This is a genomic window from Alteraurantiacibacter palmitatis, assembly GCF_037154115.1.
Taxonomy (GTDB): domain Bacteria; phylum Pseudomonadota; class Alphaproteobacteria; order Sphingomonadales; family Sphingomonadaceae; genus Alteraurantiacibacter; species Alteraurantiacibacter palmitatis.
The window spans coordinates 24,637-49,822 of record NZ_JBANRO010000006.1 but is presented as its reverse complement, the minus strand read 5'-3'; the positions used below and the strand labels follow the sequence as shown (position 1 = coordinate 49,822).

The following is a 25,186-nucleotide window of genomic DNA, read 5'->3' as shown; positions in this document are numbered from 1 at the left end:
TTAGCCATCGGAGAAGGAGTAGCCTGCGCCATACAGCGTCTCGATCGCCCCAAAGGTTCCATCCACCGCGCGGAACTTGCGGCGCAGGCGCTTGATATGGCTGTCCACCGTGCGGTCGTCCACGAACACATCGTCGGGGTAGGCGGCGTCCATCAACTGGTTGCGGCTCTTGATTACGCCGGGCCGGGTGGCGAGCGCTTCCAGGATGAGGAATTCGGTCACGGTCAGGCCCACGGGCTTGCCGTCCCAGGTGACCTGATGGCGCGCCGGGTCCATCCGCAGGCGGCCGCGTTCCATGATTGCCGCATCGCCCGGCGGGGCGCTGGCCAGATCGGGCTGGCTCGCCTGCGAAGGGCCCGCGCGGCGCAGGATGGCGCGGATGCGGGCCAGCAGCAGGCGCTGGCTGAACGGCTTGGCGATGTAATCGTCCGCGCCCATCGCAAGCCCGGCTTCTTCGTCCTGCTCCTCGTCCTTGCTGGTCAGGAAGATCACCGGCAGATCGCTCGTCTCGCGCAGGCGGCGCAGCAATTCCATGCCGTCCATGCGCGGCATCTTGATATCGAACACGGCGAGATCCGGCGGGTTCGATCGAAGTGCGGCCAGCGCCGCCTCGCCATCGCTATACAGGCGGGTCAGATAGCCTTCGGCCTGGAGCGCGATCGACAGGGTGGCGAGGATGTTTCGATCATCATCCACCAGCGCGATGGATCGCGGGGTATCCGCCGATCGCGTCTGATCGGCTGCTGTCTCATGCGAGGTGTTCATTTGGCCTGCCTATCCGATCCGAATTGCTGCACGATTGCTGCAGCACCTGCGCACGCGACCCTATCCGCTCGCAGGCGGCGCCACAAGGCGGACGCCCGGCGGTTTTAGGGCACGGATTGCCGTATTGCACTGGATCGATTGCGCTGAGATGGAAAATCCATCACCGGCGGCCTTTCGGCAAATTGACGCGGGGTGGCTGCGCAACTAAGGGCCTACCCTAACCGTGGGAGAGCGCGGTCCGGAAGCTTGGAACTTTTTTCACGGGGAGACCCTTTCGTGCCCAATACCACTGCTGTTTCGCTTGCCGATCTGGGTGTGTCCAGCACAGCCACCATTTATGCCAATCTGGGCACCGCCGCGCTGGTGGAGCACGCGCTGAAGAAGGGCGAGGGCCAGCTGACAAAGCACGGCGCGCTGCTGGTCGATACGGGCCGCTTCACCGGCCGCAGCGTGAAGGACAAGTATATCGTCCGCGACGCCGAGACCGAGAACACGATCAATTGGGGCACGATCAACCAGCCGATGAGCGAGGCGCATTTCGCGGCGCTGAAGGCGGACTTCCTCAAGGAACTGCAAGGGCAGAGCGAGCTTTACGTCGCCGACCTGTTCGGCGGCTCGCAGCCCGAATACCGCCTCAATGTCCGCGTCATCACGCAGATGGCGTGGCACAACCTGTTCATCCGCACGCTGCTGGTCCGCCCGACGGCGGAAGAACTGGCGAACTTCGTGCCCGAATATACCATTATAAACCTGCCCAGTTTCAAGGCCGATCCGACACGCCACGGCTGCCGCAGCGATACGGTGATCGCGGTGAGCTTCACCGAAAAGCTGATCCTGATCGGCAACACCGAATATTCGGGCGAAATGAAGAAGGGCGTGTTCGGCCTGCTGAACTATCTCCTTCCCGCGCAGGGTGTGATGCCGATGCACTGTTCGGCCAATATCGGCGCGGACGGCAAGAGCGCGATTTTCTTCGGCCTGTCGGGTACCGGCAAGACCACGCTGTCCGCCGATGCCAGCCGCACGCTGATCGGCGATGACGAGCACGGCTGGTCGGACACGGCGGTCTTCAACTTCGAAGGCGGCTGCTATGCCAAGATGATCAACCTTTCGGCTGAAGGCGAGCCCGAGATCTACGCCACCACGAAGATGTTCGGCACGATCCTCGAAAACGTGACGATGGACCCGGCGACCCGCGAATTGGACTTCACCGACAGCAGCAAGACGGAAAACACCCGCGGCGCCTATCCGATCGAGTTCATTCCGAACACTTCGGAAAAGAACCTCGGCCCGGCACCGTCGAACGTGATCATGCTGACGGCGGATGCCTTCGGTGTGCTGCCCCCGATCGCGCGGCTGACGCCCGATCAGGCGATGTATTACTTCCTCAGCGGCTACACCGCCAAGGTGGCTGGCACCGAAATCGGCGTGACCGAGCCGGAAGCGACGTTCAGCACCTGCTTTGGCGCCGCCTTCATGCCGCGCCACCCGAGCGTCTACGGCAACCTGCTCAAGGAGCGCATCGCCAAGGGCGGCCCGAATGGCAAGGTTGAATGCTGGCTGGTCAATACCGGCTGGACTGGCGGCAAGTATGGCACTGGCCGCCGGATGCCGATCAAGGCGACCCGCGCGCTGCTCAACGCCGTGCTCGATGGCAAGATGGACGATGTCGAGTTCCGCAAGGACGAGAATTTCGGCTTCGAAGTTCCCGTGGCGGTTCCGGGTGTGGACAGCGCCATTCTCGATCCGCGTTCGACCTGGGCTGATCCGGCCGAATATGACGTAACCGCGCAAAAGCTGGTGCAACTTTTCGTCGACAATTTCCGGCAATTTGCCGACCATGTCGATGAAGGCGTGCGCCAGGCAGCCCCGGCGGCGGTTGCCTGATTGGGCTCGGATCGTTCCGGGCCTTCCCCTGACGAAGCCCGGAACGATCCGATGACCTCCACTTGCGAATACCCCGTTCGCCTGTTTGCCGATGACGCGGCGGTGCGCCGGGTAGCAGCGGGCCTGCTTAACACCAGCTTGCCGCGCGCCGAATGGACGCACGAGGCTCATCTGGCCGCGTGCCTGTGCCTGCTGGACGAATATCCCGCCTTCGATGCAGACCGCGACCTGCCCGGCGCGATTGCCCGCTACAATGTGGCGGTGGGCGGGGTGAACGATGACGCCCATGGCTATCACGCCACGATCACGCATTTCTACATTCATGCCGTGCGCGCGCATCTGGCCGAGGAAGGGGGCGGATCGCTGGTCGCGCGTGTCAATCGCCTGCTGTCAGGCACGCGCGGCCAGCGCGACTACCCCTTGCGCTTCTATTCGCGCGAACTGCTGTTCAGCGTGGCGGCGCGCCGTGCCTTTGTGCCGCCGGATTTGCGTCCGCTCACCCAAGTCTGACTTGCATCAAAGACCGGGAGAGCAGACTGTGCGACTGACGCCTTCATCACGGAAAAGGAGTGTGCAGAAATGAGCGTTTTCGACAGTTTGCTGAAGGGCCTGGCCGGCGCGCCGGATGATGTGGTGAACCTGGCGGAGAAGGTCGGCATTTCTCCTGCCATGGCGGAAAAGGCGATTGCCGCGCTGGGCCGTTCGCACCAGATGCAGGGCGATACCGTGGAACTCGCATCGGCCCAGACCGGGCTGGATACCGGCGTGCTGAGCAGCATTGTGCAGCACATTGGCGGCGAAGGCTCGCTGACCAGCTTTGCCACGATGCTGAACGATAATCCGCAGGCCAAGGGCTTGCTCGATATGCTGGACAAGGACGGCGACGGCAATCCGCTGAACGACATTGCGGGCATGGCCAAAGGGCTGTTCGGCAAGAAATAGGCGCGGTTTGGTTCACACAGAAACGGGACGACCCGGCAGGGGGGCAATCCTGCCGGGTCGTTTTCCTGCGCCGAGCGGCGCAGGGGATTCATCCGGAGACCGAAAGCGCCGGGTGAATTTACGAGACCATCATCGAAAAGACCGATCCAAAAATGCCGATGCTGAACGCCGCTGCCGCGCCGCCGCGCTGAAGCAGGCGCTTGGTGCGATCCTTGGAATGTGGCACGATGAACAGGGCAGCAAGGCCGATGGCGGCGGTCAGCAGGAACAGCGTTTCCATTTCATCATCCCTTCATCATGTGGTGAAAGCGGAGTGCCCGAAGGTGATGAAGGCCGGGTTGCGGACTGCGCTTAACCTGAAATTGACCATGTTGGGCCTGCCCTAATTCCGCCATCTGGTTCGGGACGCCAAGTCGGGCTAGGGGAGGTATGATGAGCGATCTTGTCTATTCCATCGTCATGCTGGGGGCCGTCGCCATGTTGGCAGGCGCCTGGTATCTATACCGGCGCCTGGGGCCGAACCGCCAATCCATGCTGATGGTGATTCTGGCAGTGGTGATGCTGGGCAATGTGGTGATCTGGAGCATTCCGGATGGCAGCGCACCGGCTGAAGGCGTGAGCGCTGACGCTGCCGCGCAGGGCAGCGCCACGCCCTGAGACACTTCAGCGTTCAGGGATCGTCCAGCGCACGCTGCCGCGCCATGTGCCGCCCGTGCTTTGTCCCTTTTCGTCGCTGGCCGGCGTGAAACGTGCCCGCCGTTCGATCAGGCGGCAGGTTTCGGTGTCGAGCAGACGATGGCCGCTGCTGGCGGTGATGCGGCATTCGCTCACTCTCCCGCGCGGATCGATCACCAGTTCGTAAGCAACATCGCCTTCCAGCTCGCGCCGCAGCGCGAGCGAAGGGTAATCGGCATTGGTGATCCAGCTTGCCTGGCTATTCGCCGGGACGGGCGGGCGCGGGGTGAAAGCAGGAGCAGGCGGATCGGCAGGCCGCGTCGGCAACGTATCGGCGGGCGGCTGCACCGTGCGAGCCACGTCGCGTTCGGGCGGGAAGTCGATCACCGTGTCGATTGGCGCGGCCTGCTGAATCGGTATCGGTGCCGGCGGCGCGATGGGCGGGGCTGGGGTTGGGGTGTTCTGCACCGGATCGGGTACCGGCTCGGGCGGCGGGGGCAGTTTGACCACCACCGTTTCGCCCTTGATCGGCGGTTCGGGCGGGGCGAGCGTGTATGTGATCGTCAGCCCGGCGGCCAGCCCCACCGCCAGCACGGCGTGGACGGCGGCAACCCCGGCAACGCCTGCCAGACGGCGATGTGTGTGCGGATGATCGAGATAAGCCATATGCCATTCTCCTTTCCCGACCTCTCGCGGTCTTGGCGCCGCAAGCAGGTAATAATGTAACATTACATTTTGCGACAAATTGTTACAAGCGGGAAATGCGTCGCCTCCCGCAAACGCATCGCGCGCCGCAGGTGGCGGTGGGTGGGAGCAAAGGCAGGCGGCATGATGCGCCCGTGCCCGATCAGCTGATCGGGCAGGCGGGATCGAGGCGGAAATCGAGGTAGCGGTCGACCGAGGCTTTCAGCTCGTCCAGCTCGTTCTCGAAGAAGTGGTTGGCGCGCGGGATTTCGTCATGGTGGATGGTGATGTGCTTTTGCGTGCGCAGCTTGTCGACCAGCTTCTGCACACTGGCGGGCTGCACCACGGTATCCGCCATCCCCTGAATGAAGATGCCGCTGGCCGGACACGGGGCAAGGAAGCTGAAATCATACATATTGGCAGGCGGTGCGACCGAGATGAAGCCGCGGATTTCGGGGCGCCGCATCAGCAATTGCATCCCGATAAGCGCACCGAAGGATACGCCGGCGATCCAGGTGACCGAAGCTTCGGGATGGATCTGCTGCACCCAGTCGAGCGCCGATGCTGCATCGGACAATTCGCCGATGCCGTTGTCGAAACTGCCCTGGCTCTTGCCCACGCCGCGGAAATTGAAGCGCAGCGTGGCAAAGCCGCGATCGACAAAGGTCTTGTACATCATCTGCACGATGCGGTCGTTCATCGTGCCGCCACCCTGCGAATGCGGATGCAGGATCATGGCAACGGGCGCGCGCGGGCGCGGGCCGGGGGAAAAGCGTCCTTCAAGGCGGCCTTCGGGGCCGGGGAAGATCACGTGGGGCATGGTTTGGACAGACCTGAATATGTGATGTGAACCGCGCGGGTGGCGCGGGGCAAGTGCGCGGCTATATAGGAACTATGCCCGGTTTCGCAATTATTCGATGAGTTCCGCCATTTCTGCCCGCATCTATCTCGATCATGCCGCAACATCGCCCCTGCGCCCCGCAGCGCACGCGGCGATGGAGGAAGGCTTTGCCATCTGGGCCAATCCCTCGTCCCCCCACGCCGAAGGGCGGCGGGCGAAGGCTGCGCTGGAAGATGCCCGCGCGCGGGTGAAGGCGGCGCTGGGCTGGCAGGGCGAGGTCATCTTCACCAGCGGAGCGAGCGAGGCACTGGCGATCGCACTGGGGCGGGCAAAGGCAGGCGCGCGGCTGGTGGGCGCGGCAGAGCATGATGCGGTGCTGGCCGCGGCGCCCGATGCCGAACAGCTTGCCGTCCTGCCCGATGGGCGCATTGATCCGCTGGTGCTGGCCGAAGCGGTGCAGCGCGAGCGGCCGCTGGTTGCCATCCAGACGGTCAATTCCGAAACCGGCGCGCGGCAGGATGAAGCGGCATTGGCGGCGCTGATCCACGACGCGGGCGGATTGTGGTTGGCCGATGCGTCGCAAAGCGCAGGCAAGGCGCCTTTGCCGGCGGGTGCGGATATGGTGGTCGTATCCGCGCACAAGCTGGGCGGGCCGGTGGGGATCGGCGCGCTGCTGGTGCGCGACTACGGCTTGCTGGAACCTTCAGGCGGGCATGAGCGGGGGTATCGGCGCGGCACGGAGAACCTGCCCGCGGCGATGGGCCTTGCCGCCGCGCTGGAGGCGGGCGAATGGTGCACCACACCGGCAGAGCGGCTTGCCTTTGCCGCGGCGCTGGAGCCGAGCCTGTTGCCCATTGCTGACCGCGCCGATCACATTCTGGCGCTCACTCATCCGCAATTGTCGGCGCAGGTGCTGGTGATCCGTCTGGATGCGATGGGCTTTGCCGTGTCGGCGGGCAGCGCGTGCTCTTCGGGTTCGCTCAAGCCCAGCCGCGTGCTTTCTGCCATGGGCCTGCCCGCTGGCGCAGCGCAGCGCACGATCCGCGTCAGCCTGGGGTGGAATACCACGCCCGACGATCTGGCGGCGTTCTTGGGCGCATGGGCGAGCCTTGCATGATCTATCTCGATTGCCAGGCCACCACGCCGCTGGCGCCCGAAGCGCGCGAGGAGATGCTGCGCTGGCTGGGTGGGCCGGAAACCGATGGCTTCGGCAATCCGCACAGCACCCACCGGCTGGGCCGCAGCGCGGCGGCAGCGGTCGAACTGGCGCGCGAGCGGGTGGCGGCGCTGTTTCCGCCGGGCGGGCGCGTGATCTTCACCGGCAGCGCGACCGAGGCGATCAATCTGGCGATGCGGGGAACGCGGCGGCAGGGTGCGATAGCCGTCTCTGCCATCGAACACGCCGCGGTTCTCGACACCGCGCAGGCGCTGGGCCGGGCGCATATCCTGCCGGTTGATGCCGAGGGGTTTGTCCAGACCGAAACGCCTTTGCCGGACGGCACCGCGATGGTCTGCGTGATGCAGGTCAATAACGAAATCGGCACGGTGCAGGACAGCGCGCATTGGGCCGCGCGGGCAAAAGCGGCGGGGGCGCTGTTCCTGTCGGACGCGGTGCAGGCGGCGGGCAAGCTGCAAGTGGCCCCGGCAGACATGATCGCGGTGTCCGCGCACAAGCTGCATGGCCCCAAGGGCATCGGTGCGCTGTGGCTGGCCGATGGGGTGGAATTGGATGCGCAGATTACCGGCGGCGGGCAGGAAGGGGGCTTGCGTTCGGGCACGCTCAGCCCCGCCTTGTGCGCAGGCTTTGGCGCGGCGGCGAAACTGGCGCTGGCGCGGCAGGAGGAGGACGCGGCGCATATGGCCAAGCTGTGGCACCGGGCGCGCGCGCTGTTCGCAGGCTGGGATTTGAACGGGCCGGAGGATGCACGCTGGCATGGCAACCTCAATATCAGGCGCGTGGGGCTGGATGTGGCGCGGCTGATGAGCGATTGCCGCGACATCGCCTTTTCGGCCGGGTCCGCCTGCGCCAGCGGATCGGGCCGGCCCAGCCATGTGCTGCGCGCCCTTGGTCTGAGCGACGCCGAGGCCAAATCCTCCATCCGGCTGGGCTTTGGCCGCTATACCACGATGGAATCGCTTGAAGCGGCGGCGGCAGCGATTAATTACGCGGCATCGCAGCAGGGATAGCCGCCATCAAGATCAACTTCATCACGCGCGACGGGGACCGGGTCGAAGCAGATGCCCAGCCGGGGGAGCGTCTGCTCGAAGTCGCGCAGGCTGCCGCCATGCCGCTGGAAGGCACGTGCGAGGGGCAGATGGCCTGTTCCACCTGCCATGTGATCATCGCGCGAGACTGGTTCGGCAAGCTGCCGTCGGCCAGCGAGGACGAGGAGGATATGCTCGATCTCGCCGCCGATCTGTCCGCCACCAGCCGCCTGTCGTGCCAGATAATCCTCACCCCCGAACTGGACGGGCTGGAAGTGCGCATCCCGCGCGATGCGCACGATATGCAGGGGCGTTGATCGGGCAATTCGCCAACGCTGTTGATACCGCGCGCATCCTTGCTGGCAGGCCCGCTTTGCCCCTGCTAGGCCAGCGCCATGCCCACGCTTGATGATGACGCCGCTGACCCGTTTGACGCGATTGTCGATGCCCCGTTCGATGCCGCGCTGTCCGAACGCTACCTCGTCTATGCCCTCTCCACCATCACCGCGCGGAGCCTGCCCGATCTGCGCGACGGGCTGAAGCCCGTTCACCGCCGCCTGCTGTGGGCGATGCGGGGCCTCAAGCTTGATCCCTCCAGCGCGTTCAAGAAATCGGCGCGCGTGGTGGGCGATGTCATCGGCAAGTTCCACCCGCACGGCGATGTGGCGGTTTACGATGCCATGGTGCGCCTCGCGCAGCCGTTCACGCTGCGTTATCCGCTGGTGGAAGGGCAGGGCAATTTCGGCAATGTCGATGGCGATAACGCCGCCGCCTACCGCTATACCGAATGCCGCTTAACCCGCACCGCCATGAGCCTGATGGAAGGGCTCGATGAAGGCACGGTTGATTTCATCCCGACCTATAACGGAGAGGATGAGGAGCCGGAGATTTTTCCCGGCCTGTTCCCCAATCTCCTCGCCAACGGGGCGAGCGGCATTGCGGTGGGCATGGCGACCAGCATCCCCAGCCACAATGTCGCGGAAATCATCGATGCGGCCGAACTGGTGCTGTTCAACCGCGATGTGACCCATGCCGAACTGATGGGCGTGTTCAAGGGGCCGGATTTTGCCACCGGCGGCCTGATCGTGGATTCACCCGCCAGCATATCCCATGCCTATGAAACCGGGCGCGGCAGCTTCCGTGTGCGCGGGCGATTCTACGCCGCCGAGGCCAGCGACGAGGCCGACCGCCTTGCCGGGATCGAGCGGCACAAGGGCGGCGGCTGGCAGCTCGTCATTTCCGAAATCCCCTATCAGGTGGCCAAGGGCAAGCTGATCGAACAGATCGCGCAGGCGATTGCCGACAAGAAGCTGCCCATTCTGGAAGATGTGCGCGACGAGAGCGACGAGGCGATCCGCATCGTGCTGGTGCCGCGCAGCCGCAATGTCGATCCCGAACTGCTCAAGGAATCGCTCTACAAGCTGACCGATCTGGAAACGCGGTTCAGCCTCAACCTCAATGTCCTCGATGCCACGCGCACGCCGCTGGTGATGGGGCTGAAAGAATTGCTGGAGCACTGGCTGGTCAGCCAGATCGACATCCTGCAACGCCGCAGCCAGCACCGGCTGGACAAGATCGCCGCGCGGCTGGAACTGGTTGAAGGCTATATCATCGCCTTCCTCAACCTTGACCGGGTGATCCAGATCATCCGCACCGAGGATGAACCGAAACCCGTGATGATGGCCGAATTCGCCCTGACCGACCGGCAGGCCGAAGCGATACTCAATATGCGGCTGCGTTCCTTGCGCAAGCTGGAGGAGATGGAACTTCGCCGCGAGAAGGATGATCTGCTGGCCGAGAAGGACGAGCTGGAAAAGCTGCTCGCCAGCCCCGCGCGGCAGCGCACGCGGCTGAAGCGCGATCTGGCCGCCCTGCGCGCCGAATATGCGCCTGACACCGCGCTGGGCCGCCGCCGCACCGATATTGCGGAAGCCGCGCCCGTGGTCGAATTCAGCATGGACGCGATGATCGAAAAGGAACCGGTAACGGTGATCCTGTCGAAAAAGGGCTGGATCCGCGCGGCCAAGGGCCATGTCGATCTGGGCAGCGATGGTTGCGGCGATTTCAAATACAAGGAAGGCGACGAAGCGGGTTTTGCCGTCCATTGCCAGACGACCGACAAGCTGCTGCTCGCCTGCGATGATGGCCGTTTCTTCACCATCGGTGCAGACAAGCTGCCATCGGCGCGCGGCTTTGGCGAACCGGTGCGCAACACGCTGGATATCGATGCGGGCGCCAGCGTGGTGGCGGTGGTGGTGCATGAAGCGGGGCGGCAATTGCTGCTTGCCTCCAGCATCGGCAAGGGCTTTGCCGCAAGGACCGAGGAATTGCTGGCCGAAACGCGAAAGGGCCGGCAGGTGGTCAATCTGAAGGATGGTGCGCGGCTGACCGTGGTGCGCCCCATTGCCCCCGCGCATGACCATGTGGCGGTGGTGGGCGATAACCGCAAGCTGGTGGTGTTTGCGCTGGACGAAGTGCCCGAAATGGCGCGCGGGCAGGGCGTGACGCTGCAACGGTATCGGGATGGTGGCCTGGCCGATGCGACCACTTTCACGCTGGCCGATGGCCTCAGCTGGACGATGGGCGGCGACAGCGGGCGCACCCGCACCGAGACCGAAATCCATATGTGGAAAGTGGCGCGCGGCGCGGCCGGGCGGATGCCGCCGACGGGGTTCCCGAAAGACAACCGGTTCTGACCCAAGCAAAAAGGCCGGAAAGGTGGATCCCTGCCGGCCTTTCTGATCGAACTGTCCGATGGATCAGCCGCCTTGCGCGGCCTGGAGGGCCTGCTGGATCGCATCCATGCTGGCCAGCGCAATCAGCGCGCCTTCGCCATTAACTGCCAGCATCTCGCGCGGCAGGGTGACGACGAAATCGCCTTCGCGGATCACGATATTGTCACCGTCGATCATGTCGATCTTGCCCAGCACCTGCTGATCGGCCGTGACCACGCTGGCGCCTTCCACCAGCGCGGCATCGCGGGCGGCGGCAGCTTCGGCCAGTTGGCGTTCGTAGATGGAATCGAGTTCGGCCCTGGTGGTGTTCAGCGTGGGGCCGCCTTCGCCATTGGCGAACACATCAAGCGGCAGCGGCACACGGTGCGCCCCGGTATCGACAACCACAGTCGCGCCGTCATTCGAAACGACCGTGCCGATCGGGTTGGCATCGTTGCCAGTTACCGTTGCGCCCACATCCTGGGCCATCACGGCCACCGGCGCAGCCAGCATGGCAGCTGCGGCGAAAATCGTCTGATAGGTCTTCAAAGCATTATCCTCTTTACCAGTCTCGCCCGCATCAGGCACGCATCCGCCTACCCCGCAAAAGGCAGGGGAAACGGCACAGGGCCTGACCGGAGACGACGAAGGCAGTTGCGCCTCGCCCCTCCAGCTTGAGGATCGGGGAGGTGATCACAACCCCAAACGGGACGGGCCGTGGCTCAGCTTCCATGAGCCGAGCCACGGCCCGTCAATGCCGTGCGCCAGTTCCAGCGTGTGCCGGCGGTCTGGCCTTGAGATCAGGCCAGCGCGGCTTGCGGCCTTCCGCCGCCGCCACCGCGCCTGCGGTTGCGGTTGCGGTTCTGGCCGGTATTCTGCCCACCGGCAGGCCGGGCTTCGCCCGAACGCGCCGTGCCTTCCGCGCTGGCTGCAGCAGGGCGCGCACCCTTGGGCCGCACGGCCACATCGGGATGGCGGCGCGGGCCGCGGTTGCGGCTTTCGGCCTGACGGCTGCGGCGGTTGGAGCCGCCATTGCGGTTATCGTCCGAATGTTCCGCGCCCAATTGCTTGGCCGAAGGCTTGGGCAGGCGCGCGGCCTGTTCGAGGAAATTGGCGGGCAGCGGGGCGGCGATCGGCTGCACGCCGGTCAGCCGCACGATGTCGCGCAGATAGGTCTTTTCATCGCCTGCACAGTAACTGATCGCCATGCCGCCCTTGCCGGCGCGCGCGGTGCGGCCGATGCGGTGGACATATTGTTCAGGCACATTGGGCAGTTCGAAATTGAACACCGCCGACACGCCGGGCACATCGATACCGCGCGCGGCGATATCGGTGGCGACCAGCACCGGCACGCGGCCTTCGCGGAAACCGTCGAGCGCGCGGGTGCGCTGCGCCTGGCTCTTGTTGCCGTGAATGGCGGCAGCCTCGATCCCGGCGGCGATCAGATGCTTCACCACGCGGTCTGCGCCATGCTTGGTGCGCGTGAACACGAGGCAGCTTTCGATATCGCCCGATTCCAGACCCTTTTTCAGCGAGATGGTGAGCAGCGCCTGCTTTTCCTTCTGGTCGACATGGGTGACATATTGCGCCACCTTTTCGGCGGTGGTCGATTGCGGCGCGACTTCCACCTTCACCGGATCGGTGATGAACCGCTTGCCCAATTGCGCAATTTCATTCGGCATGGTGGCGCTGAAAAACAGGCTCTGCCGCTGTTTCGGCAGCAGGCCGGCAATGCGCGTCAGCGGCTTGATAAAGCCCAGATCCATCATCTGGTCGGCTTCATCCAGCACGAAGATTTCGACGTGGTCGAGCACCAGCGCACGCTGTTCGATAAGATCGAGCAGCCGGCCCGGTGTTGCCACCAGAATATCGGTGCCGCGCCCCAGCGCGCTGATCTGCTTGCCCACGGGCACACCGCCAAACACGGTCTGCACGCCAAGATTCAGATATTTGGCATAACCGACCATGTTGTCGGCAATCTGCGCGGCGAGTTCGCGGGTGGGGGAGAGCACCAGCATCCGGCAGCCGCGCGGGGTGCGGGCCTTCGGATTGGCGGCAAGGCGGTGCAGGCTGGGCAGCGAGAAGGCAGCGGTCTTGCCGGTGCCGGTCTGCGCAATGCCCAGAAGGTCGCGCCCTTCCAGAAGCGCGGGAATGGCCTGGCGCTGGATCGGCGTGGGGTCGTTATACCCCTTGGCTTCGAGCGCGCGCAGGATAGGCTTGGCCAGGCCGAGTTCGGTAAAATAGGACATGAATCTCTTTCTTTCGTTCACATATGTCCGCACGCGCCGGATGGATTCCGGGTGCGGATTGGGGCCTTCAAAGGCGACCCAAGCGTGACACGGGTAGCTTTCAGCGGATTGACCACTTGTCCGGTGCCGGTCCTGTTCCCGATTGGACTTGGGAAAGGCTCACGCTTGCAAACGGATCACGCGAAGGTTTCGCGCTGGTCTGATGCGGCATATAGGGATGTTTCGTTAACAAGCAAGAAAATTGCGTTCTTGGTTTGATAAGGGCCATCCGTCCCTTCATCCTCGCTAGACGGGCAGAATGCTGCCCCCGCTGTGGGCGCGCGTTTGCGCTATGGTTCGGCGGATTGCCGAACGGGTTAGCGCGCCAATTCCTCGGCGAGTATCTCCTCCACCCGCGCGCGACCCGGAAAGCCTTCCGCCATCCAGCGGGCCTCCACCGCGCGCAACAGGCGGGCAACTTCCGGCCCGGCACCCACACCGCGCGCGACGATCTCTCCACCCTTCAGCGGCAGTTCGGGAATGGTCCAGCCGTCCAGCACGGCCGGATCGCCGCCGGCCAGCAGCACCCGGTCACGCGCGGCATCCGGGCCAATGCGATAGGCCAGTGCGCGCGGATTGGCCGCATCACTCTCCTCGCGGCCCGCGCACAGCGCCAGATGCTTCTTCTGCGCAGCGGAAAGCTTCAGGCGTGCTGCGACCTTTTCCGCCAGCGCTGCGTCGCGCGGCAGCAGCGCGGCCATGCGGCGCAGGGCGTGGGGTGCCGCGCCAAGCCGCTGTTCGTGGGCCACGAGCGCGGCCAGCGCGGAAGCATCGGCTTCGGGCAGCACGACTGGCAGCACGCCCAGCCGCTGCATCCGCTCCACTGTGGAGGCAGGATCGGGCAGGGCGAGCAGGCTGAGCAATTCCATCGCCACGCGCTCGCGGCTCAGCCCCTTCAGCGTGTTGGCCAGATCAGCGCAGGCAGCCTCCGCCTCGCCATCCAGCATCCCGCCAAACCGCGCCTGAAAGCGGAAATAGCGCAGGATACGCAAATGATCTTCGGCAATGCGTTGGCGCGCATCGCCAATAAAGCGCACGCGCCGCGCGGCCAGATCGGCCTGCCCGCCGAAAAAGTCGAAAATTTCCAGCGTGGCCGGATCGGCATAGAGCGCGTTGATGGTAAAATCGCGCCGCGCGGCATCTTCACGCCAGTCATCGGCAAAGGCGACGGTGGCGCGCCGCCCGTCGGTGGAGACATCGCGCCGCAGGGTCGTGACCTCGACATTGCCGCCGGGCAGGATCGCGGTAACGGTGCCATGTGCAATGCCGGTGGGCACGGTGCGGATGCCGGCGGCCGCGCACAGGTCCACCACCTGTTCGGGGCGCAGCGTAGTGGCTGCGTCAATATCCTTGACCGGATGGCCCAGCAGCGTGTCGCGCACTGCGCCGCCCACCCAGCGCAAGTTTTCCGCACCCAGTGCAGCCACCAGCGCGGCAAGATCTTCGCGCTGCGTCCAGTCGGCGGCGGGCAGGCGGTTCATGCCCTGTCCTCCAGCCAGTTCAGCCGCTGCGCCAGATTGGCGATGATCGCCGCCGTCACGCCCCAGATCCGATGCCCTTCCCATAGGATTTCGGTATAGGGATGCAGCGCGCCTTCGAATACCGCTTCCTTGCGCGCATGGTTCGCCGGGTCGAGCACGAAGGCCAGCGGCGGTTCGAACCAGGCGGAAACTTCTTCCGGGTTGGGCACCAAGGGCAGGTCGGGCGGCAGCGTGGCGATAACCGGGGTCACTTCATACCCCGTGCCGGTCACGAAGCGGTCGGTGGTGCCGATCACGCGCACATCGGCAGGGTCGATGCCCAGTTCCTCGTTCGCCTCGCGCAAGGCGGCCGCCACTGCATCCTCGCCCGGATCGAGCTTGCCGCCGGGAAAGGCGACTTGCCCAGCGTGTTTGCGCATATCGGCGCGGCGATGCGTCAGGATCACGCCAGGCTCGCTGCGTTCGGTGATGCCGATCAGCACCGCGGCCGGCGTCAGCACCGGGGGCAGGCGCACGGCAAAGCCGGGCAGCACGGTCACATTCTCGCGCGCGTGGCCACGTTCGAAATGGTCGGCCAGACGGTCGAATATGTCCATCAGGCGTGGGACTGGCGGTTGGCGAAGGACATGGCCCTTCAGATGGCAGGAAGTGTCAGAGCTTCCAAGGGCCCAGCGTGCCTTCGCGCGGCAGAATTGCGGGATTTGCACAGCGCAGCAGCAGCCGCTCGGCCTCCCACGGGCCGGGCAGCGTCCAGCCGCCGGTGTAATCGGCGGAAAAGCCGAAGCGATTGTAATAGGGGGCATCGCCGATCAGCACCTGCGGCAGCGGCTCAACCTCTTTGCCAATTTCGCCCAGCGCTTGCGCCTGCGCCAGCATCAAGGCGGTGCCAAACCCATCGCCCTGCTTTTCGGGCAGCACCGCCACCGGCCCCACCATGATGAGCGGAAAAGCGCGACCTTGCGCATCGGTCAGCGCCACCGGCCAGGCCTGAATGGTGGCGACCAGCATCCGATCCTCGTCCACCATGCCGAAGCTGAGCGCGGGCAGGTAGGGTGCATCGCCGCGCACCTTGTAGGCAGTGCGTGCCTTGCGCCCCGGCCCGAAGGCGCGGTCGAGCAGTTGCTCGACCATCGCAGGGTCAACCGCATCGAGGGGAATCAGCGAAGGCGCAAGCTTGTCCATGGGCGCGCGCCGATAAAGCGGGCCGCGCGCCCATGCAAATGTTACCGCTGTTACCGGCGGATTATTCTGCCCGTTATTCCGCTGCGGTCACGTGCAGCAGCCGCCCGCGCGGGCCGTCTTCCACCAGCCACAGCGATCCGTCAGCCGCCTCGGCAATGTCGCGCAGGCGGAACGGGAACTTGTAGCGTGCCTCTTCGGTCGCGGAGTTGTTCGCCGCGTCCACCGATACGCGCACGATGCTGGTCACGCTGCCCATCGCCGCGATCAGCGCCTGCCCGCGCCATGCGGGGAACATATCGCCGCGATAGAACAGCATATCGCCCGGTGCGATCACCGGGTTCCAGTAGATTGCGGGCTTTACAAAGCCGTCATCCTCGGTGTGATCGGGGATCGGGTCGCCGTTGTAATTGATGCCATAGGAGCGCGTGGGCCAGCCGTAATTATTGCCCGGCTCCACCAGATTGAGTTCATCGCCGCCACGCGGCCCGTGTTCCAGATCCCACAGATTGCCGTCCAGATCGAATTGCAGGCCCAGCAGATTGCGCTGGCCATAGGACCAGATCTGATCGGCGGGCGAGCCGTGCGCGGCGAAGGGATTGCCGGCGGCAGGTGTGCCATCGAGGTTGAGGCGCAGCACCTTGCCCAGATTGTTGTCCAATTGCTGCGGCAGCACGGGCTGCATCCGGTCGCCGCTGGACAGGAACAGGTGGCTGCCATCGGGCGCGAAGGCGAATTTGTGGCTGAAATGGCCGAAGGCATTCACCGCCGGGTCTTGCCGCCAGATTTCGGTCAGGCCGGAGATGGTGCAGGCGCTCGCATCGCAGGCGAACGCACCGCGTGCGGCCACGGCACGGCGCGCCTCGCCGCCTGCGCTCTGCGCCCAGGACAGGTAGATCATGCCGCTGTCCGCATAATCGGGCGCAAAGGCGACATCGCCAAGCCCGCCTTGCCCGCCATAGCCCACTTCGGGCAGGCCATGGACTGGCAGAACCGCGCCGGTTGCGGGATTGTAGTATTTGGCGGTGCCGCCCTTCTCGGTAATCAGCAGATTGCCCGTGGATGGCTCCACTGCGATGGCCCAGCCTTCGGTCAGGGCGATATGCGCGCTGGCGGCAAAGGGCGATCCAGCTTCCAGTTCCACCGCTTCACCCGCCACAACCTGCGCGACAGCCACGCTATCCCCCATCGCGGGCGCGCCGCAGCTTGCGGCAAACAGCGCCACGGGGAATAGAGAGAGGGACAGGGATTTGTGCATGGTGCTCTCCGGTTGTTCTTCGATCGATTTCGCGGCCCACTATGCGCCCGGCCTGCCGGTGGCGGGTGTGGACGAGGCGGGAAGGGGGCCGCTGGCTGGCCCCGTTGTGGCGGCTGCGGTCATTCTGTGCAAGCCGGGACCAAAGGGCGTGGACGATTCCAAGCGTCTTTCACCGCGCAGGCGCGCCGCGCTGGAGGCGGAAATCCGCGCCACCTGCGCCTATGGCATCGGCGTGGTGGATGTGGCGGAGATTGACCGGATCAATATCTTCGCCGCCACCATGCTGGCCATGACGCGCGCGGTGGAGCGGTTGTGCGCAGCCAGCGGCCTTGCCGATATCGCCGCGCTGATCGACGGGAACCTGACCCCTGCCGGTCGCGCGTCCGGCTGGCGCTGGCCTGCGCGCGCCATCGTGGGCGGGGACGGGAAGGAAGCCTGCATCGGCGCGGCCAGCATTCTGGCCAAGGAATACCGCGACCGTCTGATGCTGGAGGCCGCGCAGCACTACCCGCATTATGGGTGGGAGCGGAACAAGGGCTATGGCTCGAAAGAGCATCTGGAGGCGCTGCGCCGCCATGGCCCGACGCCTTTGCACCGGATGAGCTTTGCGCCGGTCGCGCAGGCTGCGCTGGATTTTTAGAACTTCTGAGCGGACCAGAGTCCTTGCCGCCACACCGCAGCATATCGAGTCTGTGAATGGCGCAGGGACTCAACATCTTGTGCCGGACTCTTTTCGTTCCGTTTGAAGCCTGGGGGCCTGCGCATCGCCGCGCCGAAATTGCCGCTTGACCTCACGACTCCGAGGACTCACCCTGTGGATAACTCAGGGGTCATCGTGTTTATGGGCAGTGTAACAAAATTGCGGGCGGCTCCGGCCGCGAGGGTGAAGATTGGGTCAAAATCGGGGGCCCCAAAGGTGCGCAAGGAGGATCTGCCGCTGGGCCGTATCCTCGATGGCGACTGCGTGGAAGCCATGCGCAGCCTGCCCGACAATTGCGTCGATCTGATCTTTGCCGATCCGCCCTACAACCTGCAACTGGGCGGCGACCTGAACCGGCCCGATGGCAGCCATGTCGATGCGGTGACCGACCATTGGGACCAGTTCGACAGCTTTGGCGCCTATGACCGGTTCACCCGCAGCTGGCTGACCGAGGCGCGCCGGGTGCTCAAACCCGATGGGGCGATCTGGGTGATCGGTTCCTATCACAACATCTTCCGCGTGGGCGCGCTGATGCAGGATCTGGGCTTCTGGATCCTCAACGACATCATCTGGCGCAAGACCAACCCCATGCCCAATTTTCGCGGCACGCGCTTTACCAATGCGCATGAAACGCTGATCTGGGCCAGCATGGGGGAGAAGGCCAAATACCACTTCAACTACCGCGCCATGAAGACGCTGAATGACGAGCTGCAGATGCGCAGCGACTGGGTGCTGCCGATCTGTTCGGGCGGGGAACGGCTGAAGGACGATGCCGGGCACAAGGCGCACCCCACGCAAAAGCCCGAGGCGCTGCTCTACCGCGTATTGCTGGCCACCAGCGAGGCGGGCGATGTGGTGCTCGACCCGTTCTTCGGCACCGGCACCACGGGCGCGGTGGCGAAACGGCTGGGCCGCGACTGGATCGGGTGCGAGCGCGAGGACGCCTATCGCAAGGTCGCCACGGCACGCATCGCCAAGGAATTGCCGCTTGACGAAAGCGCGATCACCACGATGCAGAGCAAACGCGACGCGCCGCGCGTGGCCTTTGGCGCAGTGGTGGAGGCAGGGCTGCTGCCCCCCGGCACCAGGCTGACCGACAAGCAGCGCCGCTGGACCGCCGAAGTGCGCGCCGATGGTTCCATCGCCTGCGGGGCGCTGACCGGTTCGATCCACGGCGTGGGCAAGGAATTGCAGGGCGCGCCCAGCTGCAACGGCTGGAGCTTCTGGCATTACGAGGCGGCAGATGGCCTAAAACCCATCGACGCCGCGCGGCAGACCTATCTGCTCAGCGTGGAAGATTGACGGCGTCCCCTTCGCGCGGCCCTTGAACCGGCATAAAGGGAAAGCATGACCCAACGCCTCTACATCCAGCCGCTCACTCTCGTCTCCGGCCCGCAGGCGGTGGAGGGCGACGCCTTGCGCCTTGGCGGCAGCATGGTGTGGGCCAGCCAGTTCGCGGTGGTGGTGCGCGATGGCGCGCGCGTGACGCAGCGCCTGATCGCGAGCCCACGCACCATGCCCGCAACGCTGGAACAGCTCGGCCCCGATCTGGCGGCAGAGGGTGCGGCGCAATGGGCTGATCTGTCCAAGGTTCACGCCCCACTGCAATGCGGTGAACGCACGATCCGGCTCGACCAGCCGCAGGTGATGGGCGTGCTCAATGTAACGCCCGACAGTTTCTCCGACGGCGGGCAGTTTATGGACGATCCCGCCGCCATGCAGGCGCAGGCCGCCGCCATGCACGAAGCGGGCGCGGCCATCATCGACATTGGCGGCGAAAGCACCCGCCCCGGCGCCGCCGCCGTGTGGGAAGGGGACGAGATCAAGCGCGTGGTTCCGGCCATCGAACTTTGCGTGCGCATGGGCGCGGCGGTGAGCGTGGACACGCGCCGCCCGGCGGTGATGCAGGCGGCGCTGGATGCAGGCGCGCATATCCTGAACGATGTCTCCGCCCTGCGCCACGATCCGCGCAGCCTGGGCTTTGCCGCATCGTCAGGCCGCCCGGTGATCCTGATGCACGCGCCGGGGCCGAGCAACGCGGCCGCGCAGGATCTGCACGCCAATGGCGATTATGCCAGCGTGGTGTTCGATGTGTTCGACTGGCTGCGCGAACGGCGCGATGCGGCCATTGCGGCGGGCATTGCGCGCGAGGCAATCGTGCTCGATCCCGGCATCGGTTTCGGCAAGTCGCTGGCGGACAATCTCGCGCTGATGAACGCGCTGCCGCTGTTCCACGCGCTGGGCCAGCCGCTGCTGCTGGGCGCCAGCCGCAAACGCATGATCGGCGCGCTGAGCAACGAGGCGGCGGCGCACCAGCGCCTCGGCGGATCGCTGGCGCTGGCTTTGCGCGGCATGGACGCCGGATACCATATGCTGCGCGTGCATGACGTGTTCGAAACGGTGCAGGCAAGGAATGTGTGGCGCGGAATGCGCGACGCCGCGCTGACGGATTTTGCGGGGCTGGTGGGGTAGGGGGTGTAAATGGACTGTACCGCGTTTGGGATTGCGGCATTAGGCATTCTGGGAACGCTGTTGGCACCGCTGATTGCGCATCGGCTCGAAAAGACGCGCCAATCCTTGGCAAATGCTCGCGAAGACGAGGCAATATTGCGACGAAAGCTCGAAGAAACTTTGGACGAGATCGACCGCCTTCAACATTTGGCAAACTTGTCCGGAATAGCTGCGTTAAGAATCGCGAATGGGGAGAAGGGAGTTGAGCAGCAAAGTCCATTCATTATTGGTCGGCTAAGGGCGAATATTGCTCTCTATTTTCCAGAATGTTTGGGCTTGCTTCGTGATTATGACAACGAAATTTCGTCGAGAGTCAGCGATTTGCGACAGGATTTTAAGGACGATCCTGTAACAGCGATGGCCACCTATACGATGTTGGCTTCCGCCATATTCGGAAAGCTCGCGACGAGGTTGCGGGGCCAGCTTGAAGCCCATGCCTTAGATATAAGAATTCCCTCGAAGTCTAAAGCTTAGTTGATGAGGCGAAACGTTAAGCTAGGCGTCCAATCCCAGGTTAACTCTATCCCGGCGCAGCCGCAGTGCCCGCCAGCAAGCCGCCGTCGATATTCAATTCCGCCCCGGTGATATAGGTCGCCTCGTCCGAGGCCAGCAGCACGGCGAGCGCCGCGACTTCCTCCACCGTGCCGAAGCGGCGGAGCGGCGTATCCGCCACGAACGCGGCCATGTTCGCCTCCCGCTCGGGCCCGGTGCCCAGCAGCGGTTCCCACATCGGCGTCAGGATCGCGGCGGGGTGGATCGAATTGCAGCGGATTGCCCAGCCGTTCTGCGCGCACCACAGCGCCACCGATTTGGTGTGGTTGCGGATTGCCGCCTTGGAACTGGCATAGGCTGCCGCACCCGGTATGCCGACAAGGCCCGATCTTGAGGAGATGTTGATGATCGACCCGCGCCCCGCCTCCTTCATTGCCTTGATCGCATAGCGGCAACCAAGAAATGTTCCGTCCAGATTGGTGGCATGAACCGCGCGCCAATCGGCAAGGCTGGCGTTTTCGGGATCGTGCGGGCCGGGCGAGGTTTCAAAACCGGTTATCCCGGCATTGTTGACCACAATATCGACGCGCGGCGCGATGGTGTGCAGGTTCTGCCAATCCTCCTCTTGCCGCACATCGAGGTGCAGGAAACGGCAGCCGATGCGGCGGGCGGCAGCTTCGCCTTCATCGTCGGCGATATCGGTCAGCAGGACGTCGGCACCTTCGCGGGCAAAGGCCGTGGCAATGGCAAGGCCGATGCCGCGCGCGGCCCCGGTGACAATGGCGGTTTTGCCGCGCAGGCGCGGGCTTTGGCTGGCAGGCATGGGATGTTCCTTGAATGCAATTGGTCAGGCGCGGCGGATGGCCGCGAGCAGAGATCTAACCGCCGGGGCGGTGTTACTGGACCAATGCAGGAACTCCTCTTGAACGGCCTTCGAATACGCCGATCACGCCGCGCTTTCAATCCCCAGATCGGACAGCTTGCGGTAGAGCGTGGAGCGGCCAATGCCCAGCCGCCGCGCGACTTCGGTCATGCGGCCGCGGTAATGGCCGATGGCGAGGCGGATGACATCGGCCTCGATATCTTCCAGCGGGCGCAGATTGCCGTCGGCGGTGTAGATCTGCACGCCGGCGCTTTCCATCACCGGCTGGTTCGCCTCGGCAAGGTCTCCGATCATCTGCTGAAGCTGCGGGAAATCTGCCGCCGTCAGCGCGTCGCCATCGCAGAACACCGCTGCGCGGAACAGCACGGCCTGCAATTGCCGCACATTGCCCGGCCAGTCGAACGCGGCGAGCAGTTTGAGCGCGCCATCGGTAATGCCCAATTGCCTGAGGCCCGGCTGTTCGCCAATGCGGGCGAGGAAATGGCGGGTGAGGGCGGAGATATCGCCGTTACGCTCGCGCAACGGCGGCAGGGTGATGGTCGTGCGGCTGAGATGGTCGAGCAGATCGGCGCGGAAATGGCCCGTGGCCACAAGGTCGGCCAGCGGCAGATTGCTGGCGGAAAGGATGCGCACATCCACCTTGAAGCTGTGCCGCGCGCCGATGGGGCGCACCGTGCCGTTGGTAAGTGCTTCGGCCAGCCGATCCTGCAATTCGGGCGGCAGGCGGTCCACCTCGTCCAGCACCAGCGTGCCGCCGTCGCAATGTTGCAGCGCGCCCACCTGCCGGTCGAACGCGCCGGCAAAAGCGCCTTTCTCATGGCCGAAAAGCACGGATTCCAAGCTGGATGTGGGCACACCGCCGATATTGATCGCGCGGTAGGGGGCGCGCACGCGCGGGCTGGCGGCGTGCATGGCGCGCACCAGCATTTCCTTGCCGGTGCCGCTTTCCCCTTCGATCAGGATGTTGCCATGCCCGCGCGCCGCCTTGGCCGCCTTGGCCAGCGCATCGCGGAAACCGGGCGCGGTGCCCACCATCGCGTCGAAATCGAGGCGGGCGGGCATTTTCTCGGTCAGCGGGGTGAGTTCGTAACGGGGCGCTTCATGCGCGGTGGCGTTGCGCAGCGCCTGCATCAGCCGTTCGGGCGCAACGGGTTTGACGAGGTAATCGGTGGCGCCAGCGCGCATCGCCTCCACGGCGAGCAGCGGCGATGTGCTGGCGGTCAGCATCAGGATGGGCAGGGCGGGTCGGCGGTCCTTCAACTCGGCAATCAGGTCGCAGGCGGCATCGCCGGGCACCCATTGGTCAAGGATGATGGCGGACAGCTGCATCCCCTGCCGCGTGCCCAGCGTGGCAATGGCCTTTTCCGCCTCGTCCACCACCAGTGTGCGCCAGCCTTCGCGCGCGGCAAGCGCGGTGATGAGGCGGCTTTGCGCCGGCTCGTCATCGATCAGCATCAGCAGGCGCTGTTCGGCTTCTGCCATTTATCCCCACCTGGCGATTGAGGCCGGACCCCCGGCGTGAGGAAGGGGCTTAGCAAGCGCGGGTAAAGAGGCGATTAAGGAGCGGCTTTCGGTGTTCCGGCCCATTCTGGCCCGCTATGTCCCCTTAGGTCCCTTTCAGGCACTTGAGGTCGCGAGGCAGGGGCGATAGAGCAAGAAGCACGCATTTATCGCAGATACTGACAGGGACACGCAGGCACATGGCCAATTCGCAGGACATCAAACCGAACGAAAAGACCTATGACAGCTTCATTTCGATGCTGAAATGGGCAACTCCGCTGATCGCGGTTCTGGTGCTTATCGTTCTCGTGATCATCAGCTGAGCGAGACAGTGGGGGGCATCCGCATCGCCGTTCTGAAGGAACGTGCTGCCGGCGAAACCCGCACTGCTGCGACCCCGGAAACGGTGAAGAAATTCATCGCGCTGGGGGCCGAAATGGCGGTGGAGCAGGGCGCGGGTCTTTCCGCCTCCATCACGGACGAGGATTACCGCGCCGCCGGGGCGCAGGTGGGCGATGCCGCCGCAACGGTGGCGGGCGCTGACATCGTGCTGGCGGTGCAGGCGCCCGATCCGGCCTTGCTGGCGGGAGCGAAGCCGGGGGCCATGGTGGCCGCCATCTTCGATCCCTTCCGCGATCGCGCACGGGTAGATGCCTATGCCGCAGCCGGGCTGGAAGCGCTGGCGATGGAATTGATGCCGCGCATCACCCGTGCGCAGAGCATGGATGTGCTCTCCAGCCAGTCCAACCTTGCCGGATACAAGGCGGTGCTGGCCGCCGCGAACCAATATGGCCGCGCCTTCCCCATGATGATGACCGCGGCAGGCACGGTGTCGGCTGCCAAGGTGTTCGTGATGGGCGTGGGCGTGGCGGGGCTTCAGGCCATTGCCACCGCGCGGCGGCTGGGCGCGCAGGTGTCCGCCACCGATGTGCGCAGCGCCACGAAAGAGCAGATCCAGTCGCTGGGCGCGAAACCGATCTTCGTGGAAAGCGTGGCCGGAATCGAGGGCGAGGGCGCGGGCGGATATGCCACCGAAATGTCGCCCGAATATCAGGCGGCGCAGGCTGAGCTCGTCAGCAGCCATATCGCCAAACAGGACATCGTCATCACCACCGCGCTGATCCCCGGCCGCCCCGCGCCGCGCCTGATTACCGATGCGCAGATTGCCACGATGCGCCCCGGCAGCGTGATCTTCGATCTGGCTGTGGCGCAAGGCGGAAATGTCGAAGGCAGCGTGGCGGATCAGGTGGTGGAGCGGCACGGCGTTTTCGTGATGGGCTATGCCAACACGCCCGCGCATCTGCCTGCCGACGCATCCGCTTTGTTCAGCCGCAACCACTACAACTTCCTCTCCGCCTTCTGGGACAAGGAGGCGGGCCGGCCCGTGCTGGACGAGGAAATCGGCACCGCCGTGCGGCTTACCCAAGGCGGCGCGGTGGTGAGCGAAAGGCTGAAGGGGTGAAGCGCGGCGCGTTCAAGGCGTGGCTGGTAGCCAATTACTCCCCAAATTCAGCAGCAACCCACTTGTCCCAAGCGCGCAAGGTTGAAGAAGCCTATGGCGATCTTGACGCGCTGTTTGATGCAGGAGACGTGGAAAAGGTCGCGGCGGAGCTGAATTATTCCTCGCAAGATGCCAAGCTTGGCAAACCCAACCCGTCCAAGATTTCGGCTGGCAGCAATCTCTACGCCAACCTTGCTTCCTACAAGAGTTCGCTGCGGTGCTACGCCAGGTTTCGCGAGAACGAGGAAGACTTTGTCTCAGAAGCGGCAATCGAAATTGCCGGAGCTGCGATCAAGGAACGGCACGAGGGCAAGCATTTCGAACTTGAACGCAATTTGCAGGCCGAATTGCGGCGCGAAATCGCCCAGCTTGAAGCAGGGCTCGACATTGCCGACGGCGGTATGGAACGCAGCGTAGAATCCGGCTTCATCGATATTCTGGCACGCGACAGGGACGGCGCCTTCGTGGTGATTGAGTTGAAGGCGGGGCTGGCCCGCCGCGAAGCCTTAGGCCAGATTACCGGTTATATGGGCGACCTCATGCAGGAAGAACCCGATACCAAGGTGAGGGGCATTCTGGTTGCGGCCGAATTTGACAAGAGCTGCCTCAGCGGCGTGTTGGCCGTCCCCTTGTTGAAGCTTGCGCGATATCGCTTCAACTTTTCGTTTGAGGAGTTGTGA

The 25,186-nt window shown here is 64.6% G+C and carries 27 protein-coding genes; 15 read left to right on the top strand and 12 right to left on the bottom strand.

Annotated features, from left to right (window positions below; all coding sequences use genetic code 11):
• On the bottom strand, positions 1 to 765 hold the full coding sequence (locus tag WFP44_RS08425; RefSeq protein WP_336926041.1) for a response regulator transcription factor: 765 nt from the start codon (positions 763 to 765) through the stop codon (positions 1 to 3).
• 276 nt (positions 766 to 1,041) lie between these two features.
• On the opposite strand from WFP44_RS08425, the gene WFP44_RS08420 reads away from it, so the two are divergent.
• The 3 genes from WFP44_RS08420 (at position 1,042) to WFP44_RS08410 (ending at position 3,594) form a co-directional block, all read left to right on the top strand.
• Entirely contained in the window at positions 1,042 to 2,652 is a 1,611-nt protein-coding gene (locus tag WFP44_RS08420) for a phosphoenolpyruvate carboxykinase (protein WP_336926040.1), read from the top strand.
• A 51-nt stretch (positions 2,653 to 2,703) separates the two neighbouring features.
• Entirely contained in the window at positions 2,704 to 3,162 is a 459-nt protein-coding gene (locus WFP44_RS08415; protein ID WP_336926039.1) for a hypothetical protein, read from the top strand.
• A 69-nt stretch (positions 3,163 to 3,231) separates the two neighbouring features.
• Positions 3,232 to 3,594, top strand: coding sequence for a hypothetical protein (locus WFP44_RS08410; protein ID WP_336926038.1), 363 nt, complete (start codon positions 3,232 to 3,234; stop codon positions 3,592 to 3,594).
• Between the two features lie 118 nt (positions 3,595 to 3,712).
• Here WFP44_RS08410 and WFP44_RS08405 read toward each other — a convergent pair whose 3' ends face one another.
• The gene (locus WFP44_RS08405) at positions 3,713 to 3,874 is read right to left on the bottom strand and encodes a hypothetical protein (protein WP_336926037.1); all 162 of its coding nucleotides are present in this window, start codon (positions 3,872 to 3,874) and stop codon (positions 3,713 to 3,715) included.
• Positions 3,875 to 4,023: 149 nt separating this feature from the next.
• On the opposite strand from WFP44_RS08405, the gene WFP44_RS08400 reads away from it, so the two are divergent.
• Positions 4,024 to 4,251 (top strand): hypothetical protein, encoded by a 228-nt coding sequence (locus WFP44_RS08400; RefSeq protein WP_336926036.1) that lies wholly within the window; start codon positions 4,024 to 4,026, stop codon positions 4,249 to 4,251.
• A 6-nt stretch (positions 4,252 to 4,257) separates the two neighbouring features.
• On the opposite strand, the gene WFP44_RS08395 is transcribed toward WFP44_RS08400, so the two are convergent.
• Entirely contained in the window at positions 4,258 to 4,935 is a 678-nt protein-coding gene (locus WFP44_RS08395; RefSeq protein ID WP_336926034.1) for an energy transducer TonB, read from the bottom strand.
• A 181-nt stretch (positions 4,936 to 5,116) separates the two neighbouring features.
• Positions 5,117 to 5,773 (bottom strand): alpha/beta hydrolase, encoded by a 657-nt coding sequence (locus WFP44_RS08390; RefSeq protein ID WP_336926033.1) that lies wholly within the window; start codon positions 5,771 to 5,773, stop codon positions 5,117 to 5,119.
• Positions 5,774 to 5,870: 97 nt separating this feature from the next.
• On the opposite strand from WFP44_RS08390, the gene WFP44_RS08385 reads away from it, so the two are divergent.
• The 4 genes from WFP44_RS08385 (at position 5,871) to parC (ending at position 10,695) form a co-directional block, all read left to right on the top strand.
• Complete coding sequence (locus WFP44_RS08385; protein ID WP_336926032.1) at positions 5,871 to 6,911, top strand: cysteine desulfurase family protein; 1,041 nt, start codon at positions 5,871 to 5,873, stop codon at positions 6,909 to 6,911.
• Entirely contained in the window at positions 6,908 to 7,981 is a 1,074-nt protein-coding gene (locus tag WFP44_RS08380) for a cysteine desulfurase family protein (RefSeq protein WP_336926031.1), read from the top strand. The genes WFP44_RS08385 and WFP44_RS08380 overlap by 4 nt, the downstream gene beginning before the upstream one ends.
• Positions 7,982 to 7,986: 5 nt before the next feature.
• On the top strand, positions 7,987 to 8,316 hold the full coding sequence (locus WFP44_RS08375) for a 2Fe-2S iron-sulfur cluster-binding protein (RefSeq protein WP_336926320.1): 330 nt from the start codon (positions 7,987 to 7,989) through the stop codon (positions 8,314 to 8,316).
• A gap of 78 nt (positions 8,317 to 8,394) precedes the next feature.
• On the top strand, positions 8,395 to 10,695 hold the full coding sequence (gene parC, locus WFP44_RS08370) for a DNA topoisomerase IV subunit A (RefSeq protein ID WP_336926029.1): 2,301 nt from the start codon (positions 8,395 to 8,397) through the stop codon (positions 10,693 to 10,695).
• 63 nt (positions 10,696 to 10,758) lie between these two features.
• On the opposite strand, the gene WFP44_RS08365 is transcribed toward parC, so the two are convergent.
• From WFP44_RS08365 to WFP44_RS08340, 6 genes are all read right to left on the bottom strand, one after another.
• Positions 10,759 to 11,262 (bottom strand): hypothetical protein, encoded by a 504-nt coding sequence (locus tag WFP44_RS08365; RefSeq protein ID WP_336926027.1) that lies wholly within the window; start codon positions 11,260 to 11,262, stop codon positions 10,759 to 10,761.
• Between the two features lie 251 nt (positions 11,263 to 11,513).
• Entirely contained in the window at positions 11,514 to 12,962 is a 1,449-nt protein-coding gene (locus tag WFP44_RS08360; RefSeq protein ID WP_336926026.1) for a DEAD/DEAH box helicase, read from the bottom strand.
• A gap of 356 nt (positions 12,963 to 13,318) precedes the next feature.
• Positions 13,319 to 14,482, bottom strand: coding sequence for a CCA tRNA nucleotidyltransferase (locus tag WFP44_RS08355; protein WP_336926024.1), 1,164 nt, complete (start codon positions 14,480 to 14,482; stop codon positions 13,319 to 13,321).
• Positions 14,479 to 15,078, bottom strand: coding sequence for a CoA pyrophosphatase (locus tag WFP44_RS08350; RefSeq protein WP_377922799.1), 600 nt, complete (start codon positions 15,076 to 15,078; stop codon positions 14,479 to 14,481). The genes WFP44_RS08355 and WFP44_RS08350 overlap by 4 nt, the downstream gene beginning before the upstream one ends.
• Before the next feature lie 55 nt (positions 15,079 to 15,133).
• A complete protein-coding gene (locus WFP44_RS08345; RefSeq protein ID WP_336926022.1) occupies positions 15,134 to 15,664 on the bottom strand; it encodes a GNAT family N-acetyltransferase in 531 nt (176 codons plus the stop codon).
• A 73-nt stretch (positions 15,665 to 15,737) separates the two neighbouring features.
• Positions 15,738 to 16,919 (bottom strand): PQQ-dependent sugar dehydrogenase, encoded by a 1,182-nt coding sequence (locus WFP44_RS08340; protein WP_336926021.1) that lies wholly within the window; start codon positions 16,917 to 16,919, stop codon positions 15,738 to 15,740.
• Between WFP44_RS08340 and WFP44_RS08335 the strand changes: the two genes are divergently transcribed.
• The 4 genes from WFP44_RS08335 (at position 16,918) to WFP44_RS08320 (ending at position 20,604) form a co-directional block, all read left to right on the top strand.
• A complete protein-coding gene (locus WFP44_RS08335; RefSeq protein ID WP_336926019.1) occupies positions 16,918 to 17,559 on the top strand; it encodes a ribonuclease HII in 642 nt (213 codons plus the stop codon). The genes WFP44_RS08340 and WFP44_RS08335 overlap by 2 nt on opposite strands.
• 201 nt (positions 17,560 to 17,760) lie before the next feature.
• Positions 17,761 to 18,921, top strand: coding sequence for a site-specific DNA-methyltransferase (locus WFP44_RS08330; RefSeq protein WP_336926018.1), 1,161 nt, complete (start codon positions 17,761 to 17,763; stop codon positions 18,919 to 18,921).
• A 45-nt stretch (positions 18,922 to 18,966) separates the two neighbouring features.
• Complete coding sequence (gene folP / locus WFP44_RS08325) at positions 18,967 to 20,091, top strand: dihydropteroate synthase (RefSeq protein ID WP_336926016.1); 1,125 nt, start codon at positions 18,967 to 18,969, stop codon at positions 20,089 to 20,091.
• A 9-nt stretch (positions 20,092 to 20,100) separates the two neighbouring features.
• Positions 20,101 to 20,604 (top strand): hypothetical protein, encoded by a 504-nt coding sequence (locus WFP44_RS08320; protein ID WP_336926014.1) that lies wholly within the window; start codon positions 20,101 to 20,103, stop codon positions 20,602 to 20,604.
• A gap of 46 nt (positions 20,605 to 20,650) precedes the next feature.
• On the opposite strand, the gene WFP44_RS08315 is transcribed toward WFP44_RS08320, so the two are convergent.
• Positions 20,651 to 21,445, bottom strand: coding sequence for an SDR family oxidoreductase (locus tag WFP44_RS08315; RefSeq protein ID WP_336926012.1), 795 nt, complete (start codon positions 21,443 to 21,445; stop codon positions 20,651 to 20,653).
• Positions 21,446 to 21,568: 123 nt separating this feature from the next.
• Positions 21,569 to 22,987, bottom strand: coding sequence for a sigma-54-dependent transcriptional regulator (locus WFP44_RS08310; protein WP_336926011.1), 1,419 nt, complete (start codon positions 22,985 to 22,987; stop codon positions 21,569 to 21,571).
• Positions 22,988 to 23,205: 218 nt separating this feature from the next.
• Between WFP44_RS08310 and WFP44_RS08305 the strand changes: the two genes are divergently transcribed.
• The 3 genes from WFP44_RS08305 to WFP44_RS08295 are packed head-to-tail and all read left to right on the top strand — an operon-like array spanning position 23,206 to position 25,186.
• Complete coding sequence (locus WFP44_RS08305; RefSeq protein ID WP_336926009.1) at positions 23,206 to 23,328, top strand: aa3-type cytochrome c oxidase subunit IV; 123 nt, start codon at positions 23,206 to 23,208, stop codon at positions 23,326 to 23,328.
• 17 nt (positions 23,329 to 23,345) lie between these two features.
• Positions 23,346 to 24,467, top strand: a complete 1,122-nt coding sequence (locus WFP44_RS08300; protein WP_336926317.1) for an NAD(P) transhydrogenase subunit alpha — start codon at positions 23,346 to 23,348, stop codon at positions 24,465 to 24,467.
• Positions 24,464 to 25,186, top strand: coding sequence for an endonuclease NucS domain-containing protein (locus WFP44_RS08295; RefSeq protein ID WP_336926008.1), 723 nt, complete (start codon positions 24,464 to 24,466; stop codon positions 25,184 to 25,186). The genes WFP44_RS08300 and WFP44_RS08295 overlap by 4 nt, the downstream gene beginning before the upstream one ends.